The sequence below is a fragment of the Ureibacillus endophyticus genome, from assembly GCF_024159215.1.
GTDB lineage: Bacteria > Bacillota > Bacilli > Bacillales_A > Planococcaceae > Ureibacillus > Ureibacillus endophyticus.
This window is the reverse complement of sequence record NZ_JAMYWW010000001.1, coordinates 3,026,061-3,046,189: the sequence shown is the minus strand read 5'-3', so window position 1 is coordinate 3,046,189 and position 20,129 is coordinate 3,026,061. Positions and strand designations below refer to the sequence as shown.

Genomic DNA, 20,129 nt, shown 5'->3' with positions numbered 1-20,129 from the left:
TGTGACTTTTACGGGAACAGCACGAGCGGAAGATCCATTTTTTTCGCGACCACGCGAAAAAAATTAGCTGAAGTCGTGCCTGCGAAAAGCGTCAGCCGAAACGGAGAACAACGTTTTAATAGAAAAGGAGGTGTCTAAAAAGTAATAATTTTTTGGACACCTCTTTTCTTTCTTGATAAATATCTCTTATGAATTATTGTTCCTGCGGTGGTTGTCACCATCCTCGTCACAAAGGAGCTGTCTCAAAATGACTTTTCAGACAACTCATTTTCACTAAGAGTTTTGTTTTTATAGTACATGTTAGTAAGGATTTGCGTCATGACCTTTATTGATGGCATCTTGTACGGCTTTACTTGCTTGATTCGCACCCAATGGATGTGGATTGAATTCTTCCGCAAATTCTTCCTGTTTGTTATTGGATTTTCCTGCAAGTCCTTCTCTTAAGCGGCGTCCATACTCTTCATCCGCTTGTTCAGCTAATGCAATCATCTTATCTTGAATTTCTTTTGGACAAATAGATAAGTCATTCACTAAGTTATTAATTAACTCGTCTTTTTCCCATTGCTCAAAATTGCGGTACGTTTCACCAGCTTGTTTTGTATTATCATCTCGGTCAATGGATTCACGAACAAGGTTACCTTCTACATTTGGTGTATACTCTTTACCTGTCTGTTCAGCTTCCTTTAAACCGCCCATGCTAGACGGTTCATAATTGACATGTAAGTTTTGACCAGGTGCTTTATCGTTGTAATAACGTAATTGGCCACCTTCCTGATTTGTTGCAACATGCTTTTTAGCAGCATTGATTGGAAGTTGTAAATAGTTTGCCCCTACACGATAACGTTGCGTATCAGAATAAGAGAAGGTACGACCTTGTAACATTTTATCATCAGAGAAATCTAGACCATCTACAAGTACACCGGTACCAAAGGCAACTTGCTCTACTTCATTGAAATAGTTCTCTGGATTTTTGTTTAGAACCATACGACCAACTGGAAGCCACGGGAATTTGTCATTTGGCCAAAGTTTTGTATCATCAAGCGGGTCAAAGTCTAGCTCAGGATGTGGACCATCTTCCATAATTTGAACAAATAATTCCCATTCTGGATAATCTCCCCGTTCAATCGCTTCATATAAATCCTGAGTAGCATGGTTAAAGTTTTTGCCTTGAATTTCTTCAGCTTCTTTTACAGTAAGGTTTTTAATTCCTTGCTTAGGTTCCCAATGATATTTGACTAACACCGCTTTTCCTTCTTGGTTCACCCATTTATAAGTGTTTACACCAGAACCTTGCATCATACGGTAGTTTGCTGGGATTCCCCATGGAGAGTATACAAGCGTCACCATATGGAATGTTTCTGGTGAGTTTGCACAGAAATCAAAGAAACGACGGGCATCTTGAATATTCGTTACAGGGTCTGGTCGGAATGCATGAATCATATCAGGGAATTTCATTGCATCGCGGATAAAGAAGATTTTTAAATTGTTTCCGACTAAGTCCCAGTTTCCATCTTCAGTATAAAATTTCACTGCAAAACCTCGAGGATCTCGTACTGTTTCTGGCGAATGAGTTCCATGTACAACTGTTGAAAAACGAACAAACACAGGAGTTTTTTTGCCCTTTTCTTGGAACAGTTTTGCACGAGTATATTTTGATACTGGTTCATCGCCAACTGTTCCATAGGCCTCAAAGTAACCATGTGCTCCTGCACCACGAGCATGCACAATACGTTCAGGAACTTTTTCACGGTCAAAGTGGCTTATTTTTTCTATGAAATCATAGTTTTCTAAAGTGGCTGGCCCACGATTTCCAACAGTTCGAATGTTTTGGTTATTTGTAATTGGATGACCTTGTCGATTCGTTAACGTGTTGTCGTTTTCAATGTTTGTTTCTTGTTGTTTGTTATTATCCATGGGTATGATTCCTTTCTAGATGTAATTTCGTCTATATGCTTATACGGCAATAATAATCGGTAATATCATTGGCTTTTTCTTTGTTTGTTCAAAAAGGAAATTACCTACTTCTTTTTTAATTGCTCGTTTCATGCCCATAATGTTTGCTTCCTTAAACGGATCGATTGTCTGTTTAACTACTTCATTCACATTTGCTATTAGTTCTTCAGAATTTCTTGCGTACACAAATCCACGGGAGATGCTATCAGGATCAGAAATACGATTACCATCTTGTTTATTAATGGTTACGACAATCACAAGCATTCCTTCTTCAGAAAGTACTTTACGATCTCGTAATACAATATCCCCAATTTCATCATCACCAACATTATCCACATATGTGTCTCCTGCAGGAATTTTTCGCGTTTGACGAGCTTCTTGATTCTTGATATCGACTACATCACCATTACGAATGATAAATGTATGTCCTTCTTCTACCCCTACTTCTTCAGCGAGTAATCGGTGTAAATGGAGCATACGATATTCACCATGGATTGGGATGAAATATTTTGGTTTCATTAGCGTAAGCATTAATTTCAAATCTTCCTGATAGCCATGTCCGGATACATGCATGCCTGTAATGCTTGCAGACCCGTAAATAACCTTTGCACCAAGTTGGAATAAGTTATCGACAATTTTACTCACACTTTTTTCGTTTCCTGGTATTGGTGAAGCGGAAAAAATAACTGTATCATTCGGTAAAACTTTCACATCACGATTATTATTTGTTGATAAACGGGATAATGCTGCCAGAGGTTCACCTTGACTTCCTGTACATAAAACAACTACTTTTTCAGGAGGTAGATTTCGTACCTCTCGAGCATCAATTAACATCCAATCAGGAATATCAACATAACCACGGTCTCGTGCAACTTTTACGACATTCACCATACTTCGGCCAAGTAACGCGAGTCTACGATTGGTTTTCATCGTAGCATTTACGATTTGTTGGACTCGATTTACATTGGAAGCAAAGGTCGAAATAATAATTTTTCCTGTAGCATTAAAGAATGCATCTTCAATATGTGTGCCAACCACTTTTTCAGATGGTGTTAAACCAGGTCTTTCTGCATTGGTACTTTCTGAAATAAGTGCAATAACACCTTGTTCTCCAATCTTTGCCATCTTGTGAATATCTGAATATTGATCATTCACTGGTGTTAAATCAAACTTAAAGTCTCCTGTATGCACAATGTTACCTTCAGGAGTATGGAACACAATTCCTAAGCAATCTGGAATACTGTGGCTTGTTCTAAAGAAACTAACATTAATATCACCAAACTCCAATTTTGACTTAGAATTGATTTCGACTAATGTTGATTCACGTAAGATTTTATGTTCCCTTAGTTTCAATTCAATTAATCCAAGGGTAAATCGAGTAGCGTAAATTGGACATTGAATTTTCTTTAAAAAGTAAGGGATACCACCAATATGGTCTTCGTGTCCGTGAGTAACAATTAGACCACGAATTTTATGTTCATTTTGTTGTAAATACGTTACATCCGGAATAATTAAATCGATTCCTAGCAACGACTCATCCGCAAATTTTGCACCACAATCTACAATGAGTAGATCATCGCCATATTCAATGACATACATATTCTTACCGATTTCATTAATTCCACCTAAAGCAAAAATGGATAATGTCTTATCTTTTTCCGACAAAATACTTCCCTCATTTCGAAGACTATTTCCATTAATAAGTATTGCTACCAAGCGGTTGTCCTATACACGGATAAAAATAGACTCTCGAAATTCAATTTAGAGCGTTTAATAGTTTTATTTAAAAAATATAGATAGAAGTAGAATGATTTCCCAAGTTTTTGAATAGTATTTTATAACAATTGAAATTTACAAAAGCCGAATATAGAAGATTTATAAATCTATTGGAAATGGGGGCTTGTTAGATGATGCAATTATTTTTATTACTACTAGAAGTGGTTTACTTATTTTTAGCATTTAAAACGGGCAAAACTATTTTCTTCATAGTAGCGATAATTTTGGGAGGCTGGTGGCTATACGAAATAAATAAAGAAAGTCGAAAGAGAAATGAAGCGATTGAGAAGGAAACCATTGATCAACTTGAAGAATACCCCCATACTCGCTATATATTATCTCCTGATTATTTACAAGCTTTATTAATTGATGAAAATTCAAATACATTTCGTATTCTGAATAGGGAAGACCTCGACGATGAATTCGATGCGAGGGAATATGATTTTGAAGAGTTGTTTGAAGTAGCAATAGTAGAGGACGGTAAAAATGTTGCTCATACTTCAAAGGATGGGTGGTCATTAATTGATGGGAGTTCTAAATTAGATGGGAAAGCTAGCGGAACAGAAGAAAATGAAGGGAATTCGAAAAAAGAAGTGAAAAAATTACTATTGAAGCTTGTTGTAAATGACCTTTCTAATCCTATCGTTGAATACACATTTTTAGATAATGATCAAGCAATCCCTAAAGATTTAGATGAATATAAAGATATATTTAAAGAATGTAAAAACTGGTATCACAAGGTTAGCATTATCATTAAACGCTACGAACATGAACACAAACACAAAGATGTTACGGTTAATGGTTGGACTTAAATTTACTCGCTTAGGTAAGAGCGAGTTTTTATTATGAGCTTTTTATATGAAACATAAAACAGATTGCTTGAGTTGGGAAATGGAAGATGTTAGTATATTTACAATAAAAACCAAGAAAAAAGGGAGGACTAGTAACGATGAAATATAGACGTTTAGGCAAGACAGGTTTAAAGGTTAGTGAAATTAGCCTTGGAAGTTGGTTAACGTATGGCGGTTATGTTGAGTCTGATGCGGCTATCAAAACAATTCACCATGCTTATGATTTAGGCATTAATTTCTTTGATACAGCAAATGTTTATATGCAAGGGGAAGCGGAGAAAGTTGTGGGGAAAGCAATTAAATCCTTTAAACGTGATTCAATTGTACTGGCAACTAAGGTGTTCTGGCCAATGGGGGAAGGTCCAAATGATCGCGGTTTGTCGAGAAAGCACATTATCGAACAAGCAAATGCTAGTTTAAAACGCCTTGATGTAGATTATGTAGATATCTATTATGCTCATCGTTATGATCCCGAAACGCCTCTTGAGGAGACACTTCGAGCATTTGATGACCTTGTTCGCCAAGGAAAAGTTTTATATGTCGGGGTAAGTGAGTGGACAGCAGAGCAAATTACAGAGGCAATACATATTGCAGATAAAAAGCTGCTAGACCGTATTGTTGTAAATCAACCTCAATATAATTTACTTCAACGCAAAATCGAAAAAGAAATTATACCAGTTAGTGAAAAACACGGTGTAGGACAAGTGGTGTGGTCACCACTTGCTCAAGGTGTATTAACAGGTAAATATAAAAAAGACGCAGCTTATCCATCTGGAAGTCGTGCTACAACAGATAATAAGACAATTCAATATTTCTTAACGGAAGAGAAATTAGGGAAAGTAGAAGAGTTAACTATAATAGCAGATGAATTAAATATTTCGACATCCCAACTTGCCTTAGCATGGGTATTACGACAACCAAATGTAGCAAGTGCCCTTGTAGGTGCAAGCCGTCCTGAACAAATTGAAGAAAATGCAAAAGCTTCAGGAATTGTCCTTCAAGATGAAATTTTAGAGAAGATTGAAGAAATATTTAAATAAATATTTTGAGGTTGAAGCAGAAAGAGTTTCAGCTAACTCAAACAACGAGATTGTATGCTTTTGCAATCTCGTGTTTTTTTTTCTAGTGGTAAACTCACACTTTTTTTAGATGCCTTTTGACCTGAAACCAAGCCCACAAAAGGATCAACTAGACGTAGAACAACTTTTTTTAAAAGAGAATTATTTTGCCTATTGCAAAACTAATGACATTAGTTATAATAAAACTAACACTATTAGTTTTGAGGGGATGAAAACAATGAAGGTAACGAAAATAGGTAATGTTTATCAGTTAACGCTTTGGCCAAAGATTTTTCCTGTTAATTGTTATATTGTTGAAGAAGAAAAAGAACTTACGTTAATCGATACTGGTATGCCTGCAAGTTTTAAGGGCATTGTTAAGGCAATAACAGAAATAGGAAAACCTTTAACGAATATCGTATTAACACATGCCCATGGTGATCATGTTGGAACGTTAGATAAATTAAAACAAATCTATAAAGATGCGGTTGTATCTATTTCTAATCGAGATAGTCGTTTGTTAAGAGGGGATACAACACTTAATGAAGAAGAACCTCAATTTCCAATTAAGGGTGGTATTCCAAAAGGGATACAAACAAACCCTGACCGATTATTAAATGAGGGTGATACAATTGGTTCTCTTAAAGTGGTTGAAACTCCTGGACATACACCGGGTTCCATTTCGTTATTTGATACAAAATCAGGTGCTATTATTGTTGGAGATGCCTTTCAAACAAGGGGTAAACTTGCAGTATGTGGCCAACTTGTAAAGAGCTTTCCATTTCCTGCGTTTGCCACGTGGAATAAGGAAATTTCAATTCAAAGTGCGAAAAAAATTTTTCAATTAGAACCTACATTACTAGCAGTAGGACATGGAGAAATGATAAAAAACCCGATAGAAGCGATTAAAAAAGCATTACTCGTAGCAGAGAAGAATTTATAAGAAAGGAACTATACCTATGTCACCGAGAGTTGGATTAGATCAAAAGATGATAGTAAACGTTGCAGCACAATTAGCAGATACTGAGGGGGTTGAATCCATCACCTTAGCTAATATTGCGAAAAAGCTAAATGTTCGTCCGCCCTCATTATTCAATCATATCCAGGGGCTTCCAAGTGTTAAAAAGGAATTAGCATTACTTGGGATGACAATTCTCTATGAAAAATTAAAAGTTGCATCAAATAATAAGAGGAAAGACGAGGCAATTTTTGCTTTAGCAGATGCCTATGTAAACTTTGTAAAAGAACATCCTGGCCTATATCAATTCACAATAAAAGCGCCAGAAACAGATGAAAAAGAACTAGAAAAAGTAAGCAACCAAATTATCACATTATTAAGCGACATTTTAACAGCGTATGGCTTATCAAATGAGGATAAAATTCATGGCATTCGAGCTTTAAGAAGTATACTACATGGGTTCTCTTCATTAGTACAGATGGGTGCATTCGGTCTTCAAATTAGTGTAAAAGATAGTTTTCAATTGATGATTGAAGGTTATATTGAATCCTTAAAACGTCTTGCGCAAAAAAACACGTAAACCTAAATGGTGTACGTGTTTTTTTACGATATGAATAAACGATTTCGTCCATTTTTCTTAGCAATATACAAATTAATATCTGCTTTGTTTACGGTATGAAGTAATGTTGAATTGTTTTCTAATATAGCTAGTCCTATAGAGGCTGTAATGTTAAGTCGGTTATTGTCATCTATTACAAATTCATGGGATTGAATATCTTGGTGTATTTTATGTATAAGTTCTGTTGCGGATGTATTTGTAGCATTACCGATATAAATAATAAATTCTTCGCCTCCGTATCTTCCAATTTGTACGAATTCATTTCCATACTTTTTTAATATGCTAGCGATCTCAGTAATGATTTTATCACCAGCTAAATGCCCGTATAAATCATTAATTTGCTTGAAATAATCGATATCAATCATCGCAATGTAATGGTTAGGTTTTAGCTCTTTTACTTTGTGATTCACGACTGTGAAAAATTCCCTTTTATTTAGTAGTTGTGTTAGAGGATCCTCACCAGCTAATTTTATTAATTTACTATGTAAAATTTGAAGTTGTCTATTTTGCATAATAAATATATACCAAATGATTGATGTGATAATAAATGAAGCGGCTCGTATGAAAGCAATATCTTTAAAAATCTCTATTCCATTTGGTATAAGAAGTATAATTGGAACATCGCAAATTAACCAACTACCAATAATGATGGAGAGTTTTTCAAAGTAATTTTTCTCTAGTTTTGATCTAAAATGAAAAGCTAAAGCAAGTATCGTAGGCGCTATCATTCCGAAGATTATTCCTGGAACCATGCCATCTCCACCCATGAAGAAACGCCATAAGCTTGCAATCAATAATGATGGTATTGCAATTTTCCAACCATAAAAATAAGCGTAGAAAACAAGAGGGATAAAGCGCATATCAACCCAGTAATTATCAAAACGTATTGGTAAGTAAAACATGGAAATTACCGATACTGAAACTAGTAAAATCGTTAGAAAATGAAAAGTAAATGTGGTAATTTTTTTTCTTGATTGCATAATCATCGACATAATTAAGTGCATTAATAAGATAATTGCAAGATTAGAAAGGATTGATTGGAGCACGGGTTACACCTCTTTTCTAAACTTCCCTTAAATTTTTAAGAATGTATCTTATTAATACTAGCATTTAATTGAGAAAGTGTTTAGATAAAATCAAGAAAATGCAATGAATGTTCAAAATCAAAAGTAACATAGTTTTATATCTTATTGTCCAAATATTCTTTAATTGATATATAATAATTATTTGAGGCTAAAAGAAAGGGGGATAACAATGAAAAAATATATAGGGGAAATCATGCTGTGTATTACAGCTATTATATGGGGAAGTGGTTTTGTAGCGAGTGCAATCTCACTTGATCATTATACGCCCTACCAAATATTAGCTGGTCGTTTTTTAGTTGGATTTATTATTTTAAGTATTATCTTTAACAAGAAATTAAAAGGCTTGAAAAGTGGTGTCATAAAAAAAGGTGTAATTTTAGGGTTCTTTTTATATCTTGCCTTTGTTTTACAAACTGTCGGGCTACAATACACAACGCCATCTAAAAATGCCTTTTTAACTGCAGTAAATGTCGTCATCGTACCTTTTATTGCGTATTTGGCGTATAAGAGAAAAATTGATAAATTTGAGTTATCAGGGGCAGTTCTAGCAATTATTGGTATAGGATTCCTGTCTTTGCAACTTTCTTCAGACGTTAATGTTGGGGATTTATTAACGTTAGCATGTGCAGTGGCATTTGCTTATCATATTTTCTACACTGCAAAATATGTAAAAGATGAAGATCCCATTGTGTTAACCATTATTCAAATGTTTGTGGCAGCATTACTTGGGTGGATTGTTGTCCTTTTCAAGGGAGAGGTAAACTTTTCATTCGAAATGGAGGCAGTTTCATCTATTTTATACTTAGGTGTGTTTTCAACAACAATTGCTTATTTATTTCAAACGATTGCACAAAAATTCACAAACGAAACGAAAGCAGCAATTATCCTTTCAACAGAGTCTTTCTGGGGGATGGTGTTCTCTGTGCTACTTATCGGAGAAGTGTTAACAACAAGAATGATAATCGGGGCGATTTTAATTTTAATTGCCATCATTATTTCAGAAACAAAACTCACTTTTATAAAAAAGAAAAGTATAGAAAAATTAACCTAAAAAGTAGGCTGTCTTTATGAAAAGATGGCCTACTTTTTAAAATTAACGGTGGATACTCGTTATATAACTTGTAGTTATACCTACACATAAAATAGCAACGATTGATAGAACCAGTGTTTCTGCAGATAATAAAATACCACCTAAGAGAATGACTACTGCATCGATTAAAAATATTAGTATGCCTACATTAATTTTTGTTTTATCTGAAATAAACTGGGCTAACAAATCTGTGCCCCCAGTACTTGTTTCGTAACGGAGCATAATGCCAATACCTAGTCCAACAAAAAAACCACCAATAATGGAACTTAACATTGGATTAAATCGAAATAAATCTCGTAATGGTTTTAGAATATCTATAACAACAGAAGAAATTAATAATCCATGTAGACTGTTGTAAAAGAAATGGCGATATTTAAACCAAGCAATAATAAAAATGGGGATGCTTAATACGATAATCATTAATCCGATTTTCAGTTTAAATAAGTAATATAAAATTAAAGATAACCCGATAATTCCACCGTCTAAAATTTCATAGGGTGTTAAAAATGCATTGATACCGATAGCTAAGAAGATACTTCCGAACACTATCGCAATTGATTTTTTTATGTAGTACATATAATTCTCCTTCAAATGGACATGCACTATTTTATGAGGAGAATTGTCTGAAAATGATTAGATTATCTTTCTGCCTTCATGAAAGTAATGGTTCTTGCAACACTATCATAAAGACACCACTCACGATGATCGACGACAGAACCAACATTAATCCAGTATTTTTTCTTTATTAATTGTAATTCCTGTCCATAAACGATTTCGAGTGGGAGTTTTTTCTTTTTACGATATATTTCACTTCGATGGCTATGTCCAAAAAATAGAAGTGGAGTTTCAATATCAATTGTTAATTCTGTTGGTTCCCAATGTTTGTTCCAAAGTATTTGATGGCCGTGTATTAAGGTGGCACCTTCAATTTCAATTTTTTCTGGTAGTTTAGAAAAGATATTCAATCCTGTTACTTGTGTAATTCTTTCTTCTTGATTTCCACGAATGGAAGGGAAAGTTAAGAGTTCTTTAAAATTTTCAGAAACAACCGCAGCCTCGTTCAATGGTAAATTTGCAACGGTATTAGCTTTCTTCTTACCAATCAAGCATTCGTATAAATCACCTAATCCTAACAAGCATGCTTCAGGTGCAACTTGTTGTATATGATGTAACACTGCTTTTGTATCTTCAAAATTAGAATGTAGGTCTCCTAAAAGGGCATATTTCAAAAAAATCACCTTTCCAAAAATTACTTACTTGTATAATACAACAAAAATTTTCATGAAATGAATATGGCATTAGTCTTGAAATCAGCTTTATCACTATTGTTGTTGCAGTTTTTGAAAATATACAAACGAAAAAAATTTGTTTAGCTTATATTAATTCAATTTTTAAGCATGATAATGGCATAACAATTTTGGAGGTGTTTTTTTAGTATGCAAAACAATAATGGTAAACGCTTTACACAAGCAGGAACAGATATTGAGGAAGTAAAACGTCGAAATGCTGGACAATCTAATATGGGAACAAATCCACAACAAGTAAGAGAAGAGATTGCTCGTGAAGCGGGACCATTTGGTAAATCCTTCTCAAATCAACCGAGTGGATCTTTTGGTGCGGGTAAAACAGCATCTGGCACTGATATTCAAAAGGTAAGAGAAGAAATTGCACAAGAATCAGCACCATTTGGTCAAAGCTTTGCGCAGCCATCGCCATCACCGGCAAGCAATTCATACGGAGCTGGTAAAACCGCTTCAGGAACAGATATTCAAAAGGTACGCGAAGAGATAGCGCAAGAATCAGCACCATTTAGCCAAAATTATGCGCAACCACCATCACCAGCAAGCAATCCATACGGAGCAGGTAAAACAGCTTCGGGAACAGATATTCAAAAGGTACGCGAAGAGATAGCGCAAGAATCAGCACCATTTGGCCAAAATTATGCGCAACCACCATCACCGGCAAGCAATTCATTTGGTGCAGGTAAAACAGCTTCAGGAACTAATATCCAAAAGGTACGCGAAGAGATCGCTCAAGAAGCGGGACCTTTCAATCAAGCAACGCCAAGCCAAGGTGCAGCTGGTAAAACGATGGCAGGTACTGATATTCAAGAAGTACGCCGTCAAAATCAACAAGCAGAACAAGCGAAAAATAATAAATATAATCAATTTTAATTAAAAAAACGCCTCTTTATGGGGCGTTTTTTTTGAAAAGCAAATAACAGAGCGTGAAAAGGCAAATAACTTCAATAAAAAAGCAAATAAAGGAGTCAACTCATCATGACAGATCGAAATGAAATCGATACTCGTTTTACAGTAGCAGGTACAGATATCGAAGAAGTAAAACGAAAGAACGCAGAATCTGGATTATCGTACAAAGAGGTATTAGAACAACTTGCGAAAACTGGAGGGTATGGTACAAAGGCATATAGTGATACAAATGTCGAACAAGTGAAGAAACAAATCCATAAGCATTTGCACTAAAAATAAAAGAACTGCACTCAGCAGTTCTTATTCATTTATATAAATGTCCGTAATTTGATAATATCCTTCCCCATTGATAATCACTGTATAAATTTTATACCGATCATAGAATGTTTCTGCTCCAGTTGCATCATAAAAATTAAATTGTTCATTTGTGGAGACGAGTGCATAATTATCATACATTTCAATATTTGTAATGGTATTAGATAAGAAATCGAAGAAATATTCTTCTCCGCTTATATCATATAGATATTCTTCCAATTCTAAATATGCGGTGCTATTAGGAAGTAACATATCAGCAATCCAATAAAAATCTTTGTAATAAAGAGCTAATTCATAATAATCCCTAAATGCAAGGATGAAATTTGTTAACGATTCTTCATCAAAGGAATAAGAATACTCGTTCCAATATTCTTCGTTATAATCTTCTTCAGAAGAATCTTCTGAGTAGTAGTCCCAGTATTCTTCATATTCCTCATAATATTGCTCTTCTTCATTAGAGAAGTTGTAATCCGCATAAGCATCAAACAATGAAGCAACCGCTGTTTTACTCATTGGTTCACGAATCCATCCTTCAATTAACGGAGTAACTGTATATAACGGAATTGAAAAACCAAAGCTATTATTTGGGGTATAAAGCAATGAGTTAATGCCAATGACTTTTCCAGTTTTCCCATCTAATAATGGCCCACCACTACTACCTTCACTAATTTGAGCATCAATTTGATACAATCCTTCATAAACAAAATCCAATTGATAGTCGCGATTTGTTCCTGTTAAATAACCGATAGAAGCGGAGTTTTCTAACCCTTGAGGACTTCCAATGGCGATTACTTCTGTACCAATAGCTGTTTCTTCTTTTTCAATTTCGAAAGGTTGTGCATTGGCATATTCTTGGGAATGGAGTAGTGCTACATCGGTTCTGTCGGAAATACCAATGACGACAGCGGGGGATTCTTGACCTGCATGATTTCGCAAAATAACATCTGTAAAACCAGCTACAACATGGGCGTTAGTGACAATATAGCCGCCATCTTTATAAAGAAAGCCAGAACCTTGACTGTTACCGGTAATTACAGTGAAAACTTTTGGCATCGACTCTTTAATGATTTGTGTCTTTTCTTTCTTATCTTCATCAACAGGCGCTTCAATTGGTATTTGTGTAAGTTGTTCGATTTTGGGAGGTTCAGGTTCTTCAACAATTTGCTTCGTACTATTTTGGATGTTTGTGAATAATAAAATGATCATAAAAATGGAGATTACCGCAATAATTGAGGTACATATGCCAATAATTAGCCATTTGTTTTTAGGAGTTTTCTGATGAATATCATGCCCACAGGAAACGCAGAATATATCGTTTTCTTCAAGTTTGGTTCCACACTTTGAGCAATACATGTACAACCTCCTAACAGTTGGGTATTTGGTATTATATTCCTAATTCGTTTCTGCTATTCTCTCCTTGAATCAACAATATTAATATTGGATAATATTTTTTCCAATTAATATACTTTAATAGAATGGGAGTATAATAGAATTACTACACATACAAAGGGGAGAGGATTGTAATGGAGGCGTTATTAAATCGAGTTAAAGATACGAGAAATGTTCTACGGAAACATATTATTGAAAATATTTTAAATGAATTTGATGAACAATGTATGGGGCTTGATAATGAAAAAAGAAAAATGAAGTATTCGAAGATGATGGAAAGTCCGTTTCGTTTCTTTAGAGGTAGTGCCTATTTATATTATTATGATGCAACAAAGATTCCATTTTCTTTCCATACACATATTGATAAGCCAACTTGGATTCAAGGCGACTTGCATATGGAAAACTTCGGGGCATTCCAAAATGAAAATGGGGAAATTGTCTACGATGTAAATGATTTTGATGAAGGGTATATTGGTTCATATTTATATGATGTTTTAAGAATGGCAGTTAGTATTGCATTATATTGTGAAGCAAATGGATTGTCTGAGAAAGAACAGGAAGAGCGAATTGAAACATATTTAGAAGCCTACTATGCGCAATTAAAACGTTTCAAGAAGGGGAAGGACGACCCATATACATTAACATTTACAGTTGAAAATACAAAGGGGCCAGTTAAAAAGGTATTAAAAAAATTAGCTAAAAGACAAAAAGATCATTTGTTAAATGACATCACATATATTAGTGAAGATAATAAAAGGGTTTTTGACTGGTCTGAAGAAATTGAGCCAGTTGAAGTAGAAGAACGAACATTGTTAGAAAATTTAACAGAAAATTATTTTAATTCTCTTGACCATGACGATAAAAAGGACATCTCTCATTATACAATTAAAGATATAGCGCGGAAGCACGGTACAGGTACAGCATCAATAGGATTAGATCGATACTATATCTTAATTGAAGGCGAGAAAGAAGCGAATGGAGTGGATGACTTAGTTCTTGAAGTAAAAGAAGTGCGTTCGCCAATTCCAGCTTATTTCTTACCTTATCGTGAAAAGTTTTGGAATAAATATGAGCATCAGGGGAAACGGGTTGTTGCTACACAAAAAGCAATGCATCATCTTGAGGACCCATACTTAGGCTATTTAACAATTGATGGCAGGGAATTTTATGTTCGTGAACGATCTCCATATAAAAAGAAAGTAAAGCCTACACAAGTTCTATCACCTGAAGATTTTGATGCAACGTTAACAATTATGGGGAAAGTAACCGCGAAAATTCATTCTCGTGCAGATGTGGATACGGAGGCTGAATTATTTGATCATGAAAGTGAAGAAGAGATTTTAAATGCGATTGGTGATGACTTTGGTGCGTTTAAAACTCAAATTTCATTAGCAGCACTTTCGTATAAAGAGCAAGTAAATCATGATTATGAATTATTTTGTGAATGGGTAAAGGAATCATTTTTCTAGATTTAATTTTAAAGTAAAAAGAGGTTGGTACAAAACTAAATAGACACCATTCCTACGTAAAAATGGTGTCTTTTTGATATGAAGGAAGTTGCTTTCCATTCCGTGTGGACGCTTTCCGCGGGCATGGCCTCAACTGATTTTTGCCGTCTATGGGCGGCAAAAATGGATTTTCGGCTCATGCGATTCCCGCAGGAAGCTTTGCATCTGACGCTATCGCTTTCGATGCAGAATATAATTTGCTCTGTAGCGAAAGGCGAATGCCGTCAGCTACACTCAGCCACACTCCATTCCAATCAACTTTTTCTATAGCAGATTTTCATCACTAATATTTCTAAATAAATTCGAAAAACCAATTTTTGTCCCAAACTCATTATTGCAATTAAGTTTTTATTTTAATACATCGTGATCAACGTAGCGTTCGCCGTTTAGTTCGCTAATTACATTGATTGCCACTTTTGCGCCATCACCAGCAGTAATAATTGTATGTACGCTTACTCCAGCGCATGTACCAGCTGCCCAAATGCCTTCTACATTTGTTTTACCTGCTGCATCCACATCGAAAATTATTTTAACACGAGGTTCTGTTCCCGGTTTTGTAGCAAGTCCAATGCTTTCTGCTAAATCCGTTAAGAAACCTGTTGCTAAAATGATATGTTTTGCTTCAAATTCGCCATTTTCAGTCGTAATTGTAAAACCTTCATCTGCTTTAACAATTGATGTAACTTTTGATTCAACAACTTCTGCACCGAATTTTCTTGCTTGGTTAAGTCCAGTTTCAACCAGATTAGGTCCAGTAATTTCTTCAACACCATAGTGGTTCCATAACATTGCACGTTTTGTAACACCTTGATTACTATCAATAACAACTGTTTTCTTACCTGCTTTTGCGGTGAAAATTGCAGCACTACCTCCAGCAGGTCCACCACCAATAATTGCAACTTCAAACATGAAAAATTCCTCCTTTTTCTTAATCTACTAAAATTTTAACAAAAAGATAGGTAAGTGACTAAACATATGATTCACCATTATCAGAAATTTGAAATATTATCGTAGGTTGATAAAATTTAAATAGAGGTGATATTAATGGGGAGTTTACTTTCTATTGATTGGGACTATTTTATTTCTACAAACTATGAAACTATTTATTCCTACGTAGAAAACAAAAAGTCTCTCCTTGATGCTTGGTATAAACGTTATTTCCAAGAAAAATCTAAAGGGAAAAATCTGCTAAATTATTTTCAATTATCAGGAGAAATAGAGGGGTTTTGGAAAAAAATACAACGAGTGTTTAAATTCGACCCTAATATTAAAGTTTTTGTGTCAGATTCTCATGCACTTTCTTACACCATTGCTAAGGAATGCGATTGTAAAGAAGTTTATCTTTTTGATGCTCATTCAGATCTTGGTTATGGGGGATTGTCCTCTTTAAATTTTAATGTTACCTGTGCTAATTGGTTGGGAAAACTTTTAAGTGAAAAAAATATTGAACGGGCAACGTTAATATACAGTCCATATACAAAAGAAAAACCGGATGATTTTTATCCAATGAACAAGGTATTTAATATAAACTATTTAAAATTTAATGATCTATGTGGTGATATTACTATCTCTGCCATCCATATCTGTAGGTCTGGAGCGTGGAGCCCACCATGGTATGATAAAAAGTTCGTTGGATTCATAAATGGTTTAGGCTTACCTTATAAAGTAATTGATTGTCCAATACGAAAATGGGATACGAAAAATATTACCTTTTCAGAACAGATACAATATTTAATGGTATAAAGCTTCCATCTTGAAACACACTAAAGAAAAGGAGTGTGTTATAAGATGAATAAAGATTGGGATTCTTTACCTAAAGAGAAAATTGCATTTGCGGATTTACCTTATACAGATAAACCCGATATGGTGAATTCAGAAAATCCTAGCCTTTTCGATATGCATGAAGATATGAAAACAGTCGATGCAATACCAGTTGAAGAGCTAAATAAACGTGTAAAAGCTGAAGATGATGAGCTTATTACAGAAGTATTCCGAAAAGAATCTCCTGATGAAAAGAAGCATAATTAATGAATATAGTACTGACAAATTTCTTAGTTTGTAAGTAATTTGTCAGTATTTTTTTATATACTTTTAACAAAAAATACCTAATCTTTACTTATAAGTTAATGTTATTAACACACTTTTATATTAAAATGGAATATTATATACATGTTTGCTTAGGAGGAATTCCCCATGTTTGGTAAAGGTAGAAGACTACAAAATTATGAATATTTTTCCCACACAAATCATTCAGACATTGACACAAATGAGCGATTTAAAGAGAAATTAGATTTTCTGACTCTTACAAAAATTCGCCGAGAGTCAGTTCGTTGTTTATCAGAAATTTATAATGAAAACCGTGAAGTCATTTTAGAAATGTTCTATAAAAAATTAATGGACATTCCAAAGTTTAGCAGTATTATTAATGGGCATTCTTCAGTTGAACGTTTAAAGGTTACGTTAAATCAACATTTTTTAAGCTTATTTGAAGATGACCTTTCCATTGAGTATGTATTTAAACGTAGAAAAATTGCTTATACCCATGCAAGGATAGGCGTTTTACCAAACTGGATGATTTCCGCATATGCCCTAATTAATCAATTATTTATTCCTCTTATAGTAAAAAAACTCATACGCGATGAAGTAAAAATGTTAGATGTTTTGCTAACGTACGATAGTTTAGTAACAATTGATATTCAAATCATTACGGAAACTTATATTGAAATACAAGGTGGATCTGTTGTAAATGGTCTAGGAAAAATAATTGAATATAATACACAACTTGACCAAATTAAAGAGCTTGTACAGTTCCAAGAAGTACAGCAACAAGATGTTTTATTAGCAAGTGATGCTATGCAAGAACTTGATGCAAGTATAGAGGAAATTGCGGCATCCGTCGGTGATATTGCAAGCCATACAAAACAGTCATTAGATGCTTTAAATAAAGATTTAGATTCATTGCAACATGTAACGTCCATCCTACAAAAGACGGATGAAGGTCAGCAAAAGGTACAACAAGATGTGAAACGTTTAGTAGACCGTGTAGATAGTGTTGCTAGATTAATGAGTTTAATACGAGAAATTGCAGATCAAACAAATTTATTAGCATTAAATGCATCGATTGAAGCAGCAAGAGCTGGAGAAGCAGGAAAAGGCTTTGCAGTAGTAGCAGAAGAAGTTCGAAAATTAGCAGATGATACAAAGCATTCTGTTCAATCAATTAATGATGACATTGAACAATTATTAAAAATTACAAATGATATTAATCATCAAATAAAGCAATCATCTCAAGAACTTCATGGAAGTGTAAATCATGCCTCCCATGTAACACAAACATTAACAGAGTTAAATAAATCATTACAAGTCCAAGGAGAACGTTTTGAAGAAATTGCTATAAGTGCAAAAGTACAAGCAGAATCGTCCTCAGCTGTTTCAGAACGAAACAAAAATATCGCTGAAAGTGCGCAGCAAAGTAAAGAAATTACCTTTGAAGTTGGGGCTGCAATCTATAAGTTAAGTAAAATGATAGATGATTATCGTACGACAACGATTTCGAAAAACTTCATTATTAGTCAAGAAGATATTATTGAAGTAGCCATTACGGACCATCTTTTATGGAGATGGAAAATTTACAATCTATTACTAGGCTTTGAGGAGATGTCCATTATCGATATAGGATCACCTGAAAAATCGAGATTAGGTGAATGGTATTATGGAAAAGGAAAAGAACTATTAGGGAACGAAAGAGTTTTCAAAGAATTAGAAGAACCTCATAAATTGGTTTACGACATTGCTAAAAAAGCTGTACAAGCTTATGAAAGTGGAAATAAGGAGCAAGCAGAGCAATATTTAACCGAAGTATCTCGAGTTTCAAAAAATGTAATTGATAAACTGAAACAACTACAACAATTGTTAATTGATAGAAAGCTCCAATATAGTTAAGCCATAGTTTAAGAACTTGTTTAGAATTGCATTTCTAAGCAAGTTTTTTATTTTATATACATAAAATACTAATTAGTATTGAATTTCCTTTTATTGATTGTAAGCGAATACATCGTTATAATAAGTGTAAAATTATCAGAAAATTCTATAATCTGGATTAGGGGGATTGGATGGTCAAACAATTTTTAACGAATGAACATCAAATGTTTCGAAAATCTCTTAGAAAAATGCTAGAGAAAGAAGCAATTCCCTACTTTAATGAATGGGAACAAAACAGAGGAATCCCTAGAGAGTTTTGGTTAAAGTTAGGTGAAAATGGTTTCTTATGTCCTCAAGTAGGAGAAAAATATGGTGGATTACAATTAGATTTTAGCTATTCCATGATTTTAGCCGAAGAGTTAGAAAGAGTTGGAGCTGGACTAGCGAGCGGTATCGTTTTGCATTCGGATATTGTTACACCATATATTGAAAGTTACGGAACAAAAGAGCAAAAAGAAAAGTGGTTGCCTAAGAGCGTAAGTGGGGAGTTTATCTCTGCTATTGCGATGACTGAGCCAGGAGCAGGTTCAGACTTAGCGGGAATTCAAACGACTGCTCGGCGTGAAGGAGACTACTATATTTTAAATGGAGAAAAAACATTTATTACAAATGGTATCAATGCTGATTATGTTGTGGTCGTTTGTAAAACAGATCCAAAAGCAACCCCAGCATATAAAGGAATTAGTTTAATTGTTGTAGAAGATGGTACACCAGGCTTTAAACGAGGAAAACTGCTAAAAAAAATCGGCATGCATTCTGCAGATACAGGCGAGCTAATATTTGAAGATGCAAAAGTTCCGGCTAGTAATCTATTAGGTGAAGAAGGAAAAGGTTTTTACTACCTAATGGAAAAATTACAGCAAGAGCGGCTCATCGTTGCCATTGAAGTGCAAATTGAGGCAGAAGAAATGTTTCGTATAACGACTGACTATGTTAAAGAACGTAAAGCATTTAACAAGAGGATTTCAGATTTCCAAAATACACAATTTAAATTAGCAGAAATGGCGACAGAAATTGATATTGGCCGAACTTATGTGAACTCACTAGTAGAAAAGCATATTGCAGGGGAAAACATAGTAAAAGAAGTGTCCATGGCGAAATGGTGGATTAGTGAGATGGCAAAACGTGTAGCAGCAGAATGTCTTCAACTTCATGGAGGCTATGGTTATATGGAAGAATACGAGATTGCCAGACGCTATAGAGATATTCCTGTTGCAGCGATTTACGCAGGAACGACTGAGATTATGAAAGGAATTATTGCAAAAGAAATTCTAAAATAATGCTGAATTTCATAAAAACACATAGAGATTATGTTCACTAAATTATAGGGGGACGT

Annotated in this window: 19 protein-coding genes; 12 read left to right on the top strand and 7 right to left on the bottom strand. The window is 34.5% G+C overall.

The window, feature by feature from the left end; all coding sequences use genetic code 11:
• Nucleotides 1-300 precede the first annotated feature (300 nt).
• The gene (locus NKR20_RS15135) at nucleotides 301-1,914 is read right to left on the bottom strand and encodes a catalase (RefSeq protein ID WP_253427305.1); all 1,614 of its coding nucleotides are present in this window, start codon (nucleotides 1,912-1,914) and stop codon (nucleotides 301-303) included.
• Between the two features lie 39 nt (nucleotides 1,915-1,953).
• Nucleotides 1,954-3,618 (bottom strand): ribonuclease J, encoded by a 1,665-nt coding sequence (locus tag NKR20_RS15130; RefSeq protein ID WP_253427303.1) that lies wholly within the window; start codon nucleotides 3,616-3,618, stop codon nucleotides 1,954-1,956.
• Between the two features lie 242 nt (nucleotides 3,619-3,860).
• Between NKR20_RS15130 and NKR20_RS15125 the strand changes: the two genes are divergently transcribed.
• The 4 genes from NKR20_RS15125 (at nucleotide 3,861) to NKR20_RS15110 (ending at nucleotide 7,176) form a co-directional block, all read left to right on the top strand.
• Nucleotides 3,861-4,541 (top strand): hypothetical protein, encoded by a 681-nt coding sequence (locus tag NKR20_RS15125; protein WP_253427301.1) that lies wholly within the window; start codon nucleotides 3,861-3,863, stop codon nucleotides 4,539-4,541.
• Nucleotides 4,542-4,678: 137 nt separating this feature from the next.
• Nucleotides 4,679-5,620 (top strand): aldo/keto reductase family protein, encoded by a 942-nt coding sequence (locus NKR20_RS15120; protein WP_121213208.1) that lies wholly within the window; start codon nucleotides 4,679-4,681, stop codon nucleotides 5,618-5,620.
• 256 nt (nucleotides 5,621-5,876) lie between these two features.
• Complete coding sequence (locus NKR20_RS15115; RefSeq protein WP_253427299.1) at nucleotides 5,877-6,581, top strand: MBL fold metallo-hydrolase; 705 nt, start codon at nucleotides 5,877-5,879, stop codon at nucleotides 6,579-6,581.
• Between the two features lie 16 nt (nucleotides 6,582-6,597).
• Nucleotides 6,598-7,176: a TetR/AcrR family transcriptional regulator gene (locus tag NKR20_RS15110; protein WP_253427297.1), complete on the top strand. Its 579-nt coding sequence runs from the start codon at nucleotides 6,598-6,600 to the stop codon at nucleotides 7,174-7,176.
• A gap of 23 nt (nucleotides 7,177-7,199) precedes the next feature.
• Here the strand turns inward: NKR20_RS15110 and NKR20_RS15105 are convergent, their stop codons facing one another.
• Nucleotides 7,200-8,261, bottom strand: coding sequence for a diguanylate cyclase (locus NKR20_RS15105; protein WP_253427295.1), 1,062 nt, complete (start codon nucleotides 8,259-8,261; stop codon nucleotides 7,200-7,202).
• A 208-nt stretch (nucleotides 8,262-8,469) separates the two neighbouring features.
• On the opposite strand from NKR20_RS15105, the gene NKR20_RS15100 reads away from it, so the two are divergent.
• Nucleotides 8,470-9,351 carry a DMT family transporter gene (locus tag NKR20_RS15100; protein WP_121213212.1) on the top strand — a complete coding sequence of 294 codons (882 nt, stop codon included), beginning with the start codon at nucleotides 8,470-8,472 and terminating at the stop codon, nucleotides 9,349-9,351.
• A gap of 42 nt (nucleotides 9,352-9,393) precedes the next feature.
• Here the strand turns inward: NKR20_RS15100 and NKR20_RS15095 are convergent, their stop codons facing one another.
• Nucleotides 9,394-9,966: a YitT family protein gene (locus tag NKR20_RS15095; protein ID WP_121213213.1), complete on the bottom strand. Its 573-nt coding sequence runs from the start codon at nucleotides 9,964-9,966 to the stop codon at nucleotides 9,394-9,396.
• 62 nt (nucleotides 9,967-10,028) lie between these two features.
• Nucleotides 10,029-10,619 (bottom strand): metallophosphoesterase family protein, encoded by a 591-nt coding sequence (locus tag NKR20_RS15090; RefSeq protein ID WP_121213214.1) that lies wholly within the window; start codon nucleotides 10,617-10,619, stop codon nucleotides 10,029-10,031.
• 207 nt (nucleotides 10,620-10,826) lie between these two features.
• Between NKR20_RS15090 and NKR20_RS15085 the strand changes: the two genes are divergently transcribed.
• A complete protein-coding gene (locus NKR20_RS15085) occupies nucleotides 10,827-11,564 on the top strand; it encodes a hypothetical protein (protein ID WP_245987438.1) in 738 nt (245 codons plus the stop codon).
• A gap of 105 nt (nucleotides 11,565-11,669) precedes the next feature.
• Complete coding sequence (locus tag NKR20_RS15080; protein ID WP_121213215.1) at nucleotides 11,670-11,873, top strand: gamma-type SASP family protein; 204 nt, start codon at nucleotides 11,670-11,672, stop codon at nucleotides 11,871-11,873.
• A gap of 27 nt (nucleotides 11,874-11,900) precedes the next feature.
• On the opposite strand, the gene NKR20_RS15075 is transcribed toward NKR20_RS15080, so the two are convergent.
• Nucleotides 11,901-13,268: a trypsin-like peptidase domain-containing protein gene (locus NKR20_RS15075; RefSeq protein ID WP_253427287.1), complete on the bottom strand. Its 1,368-nt coding sequence runs from the start codon at nucleotides 13,266-13,268 to the stop codon at nucleotides 11,901-11,903.
• Nucleotides 13,269-13,438: 170 nt separating this feature from the next.
• On the opposite strand from NKR20_RS15075, the gene NKR20_RS15070 reads away from it, so the two are divergent.
• Nucleotides 13,439-14,773: a DUF2252 domain-containing protein gene (locus NKR20_RS15070; RefSeq protein WP_253427285.1), complete on the top strand. Its 1,335-nt coding sequence runs from the start codon at nucleotides 13,439-13,441 to the stop codon at nucleotides 14,771-14,773.
• 387 nt (nucleotides 14,774-15,160) lie between these two features.
• Here NKR20_RS15070 and NKR20_RS15065 read toward each other — a convergent pair whose 3' ends face one another.
• On the bottom strand, nucleotides 15,161-15,721 hold the full coding sequence (locus NKR20_RS15065) for an FAD-dependent oxidoreductase (RefSeq protein WP_253427283.1): 561 nt from the start codon (nucleotides 15,719-15,721) through the stop codon (nucleotides 15,161-15,163).
• Nucleotides 15,722-15,856: 135 nt separating this feature from the next.
• Here NKR20_RS15065 and NKR20_RS15060 point away from each other — a divergent pair, with 135 nt between their 5' ends.
• The 4 genes from NKR20_RS15060 to NKR20_RS15045 all read left to right on the top strand — a co-directional run bounded on the left by NKR20_RS15060 (nucleotide 15,857) and on the right by NKR20_RS15045 (nucleotide 20,073).
• Nucleotides 15,857-16,555, top strand: coding sequence for an arginase (locus NKR20_RS15060; RefSeq protein ID WP_121213219.1), 699 nt, complete (start codon nucleotides 15,857-15,859; stop codon nucleotides 16,553-16,555).
• A gap of 45 nt (nucleotides 16,556-16,600) precedes the next feature.
• Nucleotides 16,601-16,840, top strand: a complete 240-nt coding sequence (locus tag NKR20_RS15055; RefSeq protein ID WP_121213220.1) for a hypothetical protein — start codon at nucleotides 16,601-16,603, stop codon at nucleotides 16,838-16,840.
• 165 nt (nucleotides 16,841-17,005) lie between these two features.
• Nucleotides 17,006-18,754 carry a methyl-accepting chemotaxis protein gene (locus tag NKR20_RS15050; protein ID WP_121213221.1) on the top strand — a complete coding sequence of 583 codons (1,749 nt, stop codon included), beginning with the start codon at nucleotides 17,006-17,008 and terminating at the stop codon, nucleotides 18,752-18,754.
• Between the two features lie 170 nt (nucleotides 18,755-18,924).
• Entirely contained in the window at nucleotides 18,925-20,073 is a 1,149-nt protein-coding gene (locus NKR20_RS15045; RefSeq protein WP_253427281.1) for an acyl-CoA dehydrogenase family protein, read from the top strand.
• Nucleotides 20,074-20,129 lie beyond the last annotated feature (56 nt).

Excerpts from the sequence above, each read along its gene's own strand:
- NKR20_RS15050 (WP_121213221.1), top strand. The coding sequence starts at position 17,006 with ATGTTTGGTAAAGGTAGAAGACTACAAAATTATGAATATTTTTCCCAC.
- NKR20_RS15080 (WP_121213215.1), top strand. The coding sequence starts at position 11,670 with ATGACAGATCGAAATGAAATCGATACTCGTTTTACAGTAGCAGGTACA.
- NKR20_RS15135 (WP_253427305.1), bottom strand. The coding sequence starts at position 1,914 with ATGGATAATAACAAACAACAAGAAACAAACATTGAAAACGACAACACG.
- NKR20_RS15110 (WP_253427297.1), top strand. The coding sequence starts at position 6,598 with ATGTCACCGAGAGTTGGATTAGATCAAAAGATGATAGTAAACGTTGCA.
- NKR20_RS15065 (WP_253427283.1), bottom strand. The coding sequence starts at position 15,721 with ATGTTTGAAGTTGCAATTATTGGTGGTGGACCTGCTGGAGGTAGTGCT.
- NKR20_RS15070 (WP_253427285.1), top strand. The coding sequence starts at position 13,439 with ATGGAGGCGTTATTAAATCGAGTTAAAGATACGAGAAATGTTCTACGG.
- NKR20_RS15095 (WP_121213213.1), bottom strand. The coding sequence starts at position 9,966 with ATGTACTACATAAAAAAATCAATTGCGATAGTGTTCGGAAGTATCTTC.
- NKR20_RS15120 (WP_121213208.1), top strand. The coding sequence starts at position 4,679 with ATGAAATATAGACGTTTAGGCAAGACAGGTTTAAAGGTTAGTGAAATT.
- NKR20_RS15045 (WP_253427281.1), top strand. The coding sequence starts at position 18,925 with ATGGTCAAACAATTTTTAACGAATGAACATCAAATGTTTCGAAAATCT.
- NKR20_RS15085 (WP_245987438.1), top strand. The coding sequence starts at position 10,827 with ATGCAAAACAATAATGGTAAACGCTTTACACAAGCAGGAACAGATATT.
- NKR20_RS15115 (WP_253427299.1), top strand. The coding sequence starts at position 5,877 with ATGAAGGTAACGAAAATAGGTAATGTTTATCAGTTAACGCTTTGGCCA.
- NKR20_RS15060 (WP_121213219.1), top strand. The coding sequence starts at position 15,857 with ATGGGGAGTTTACTTTCTATTGATTGGGACTATTTTATTTCTACAAAC.
- NKR20_RS15125 (WP_253427301.1), top strand. The coding sequence starts at position 3,861 with ATGATGCAATTATTTTTATTACTACTAGAAGTGGTTTACTTATTTTTA.
- NKR20_RS15055 (WP_121213220.1), top strand. The coding sequence starts at position 16,601 with ATGAATAAAGATTGGGATTCTTTACCTAAAGAGAAAATTGCATTTGCG.
- NKR20_RS15100 (WP_121213212.1), top strand. The coding sequence starts at position 8,470 with ATGAAAAAATATATAGGGGAAATCATGCTGTGTATTACAGCTATTATA.
- NKR20_RS15075 (WP_253427287.1), bottom strand. The coding sequence starts at position 13,268 with ATGTATTGCTCAAAGTGTGGAACCAAACTTGAAGAAAACGATATATTC.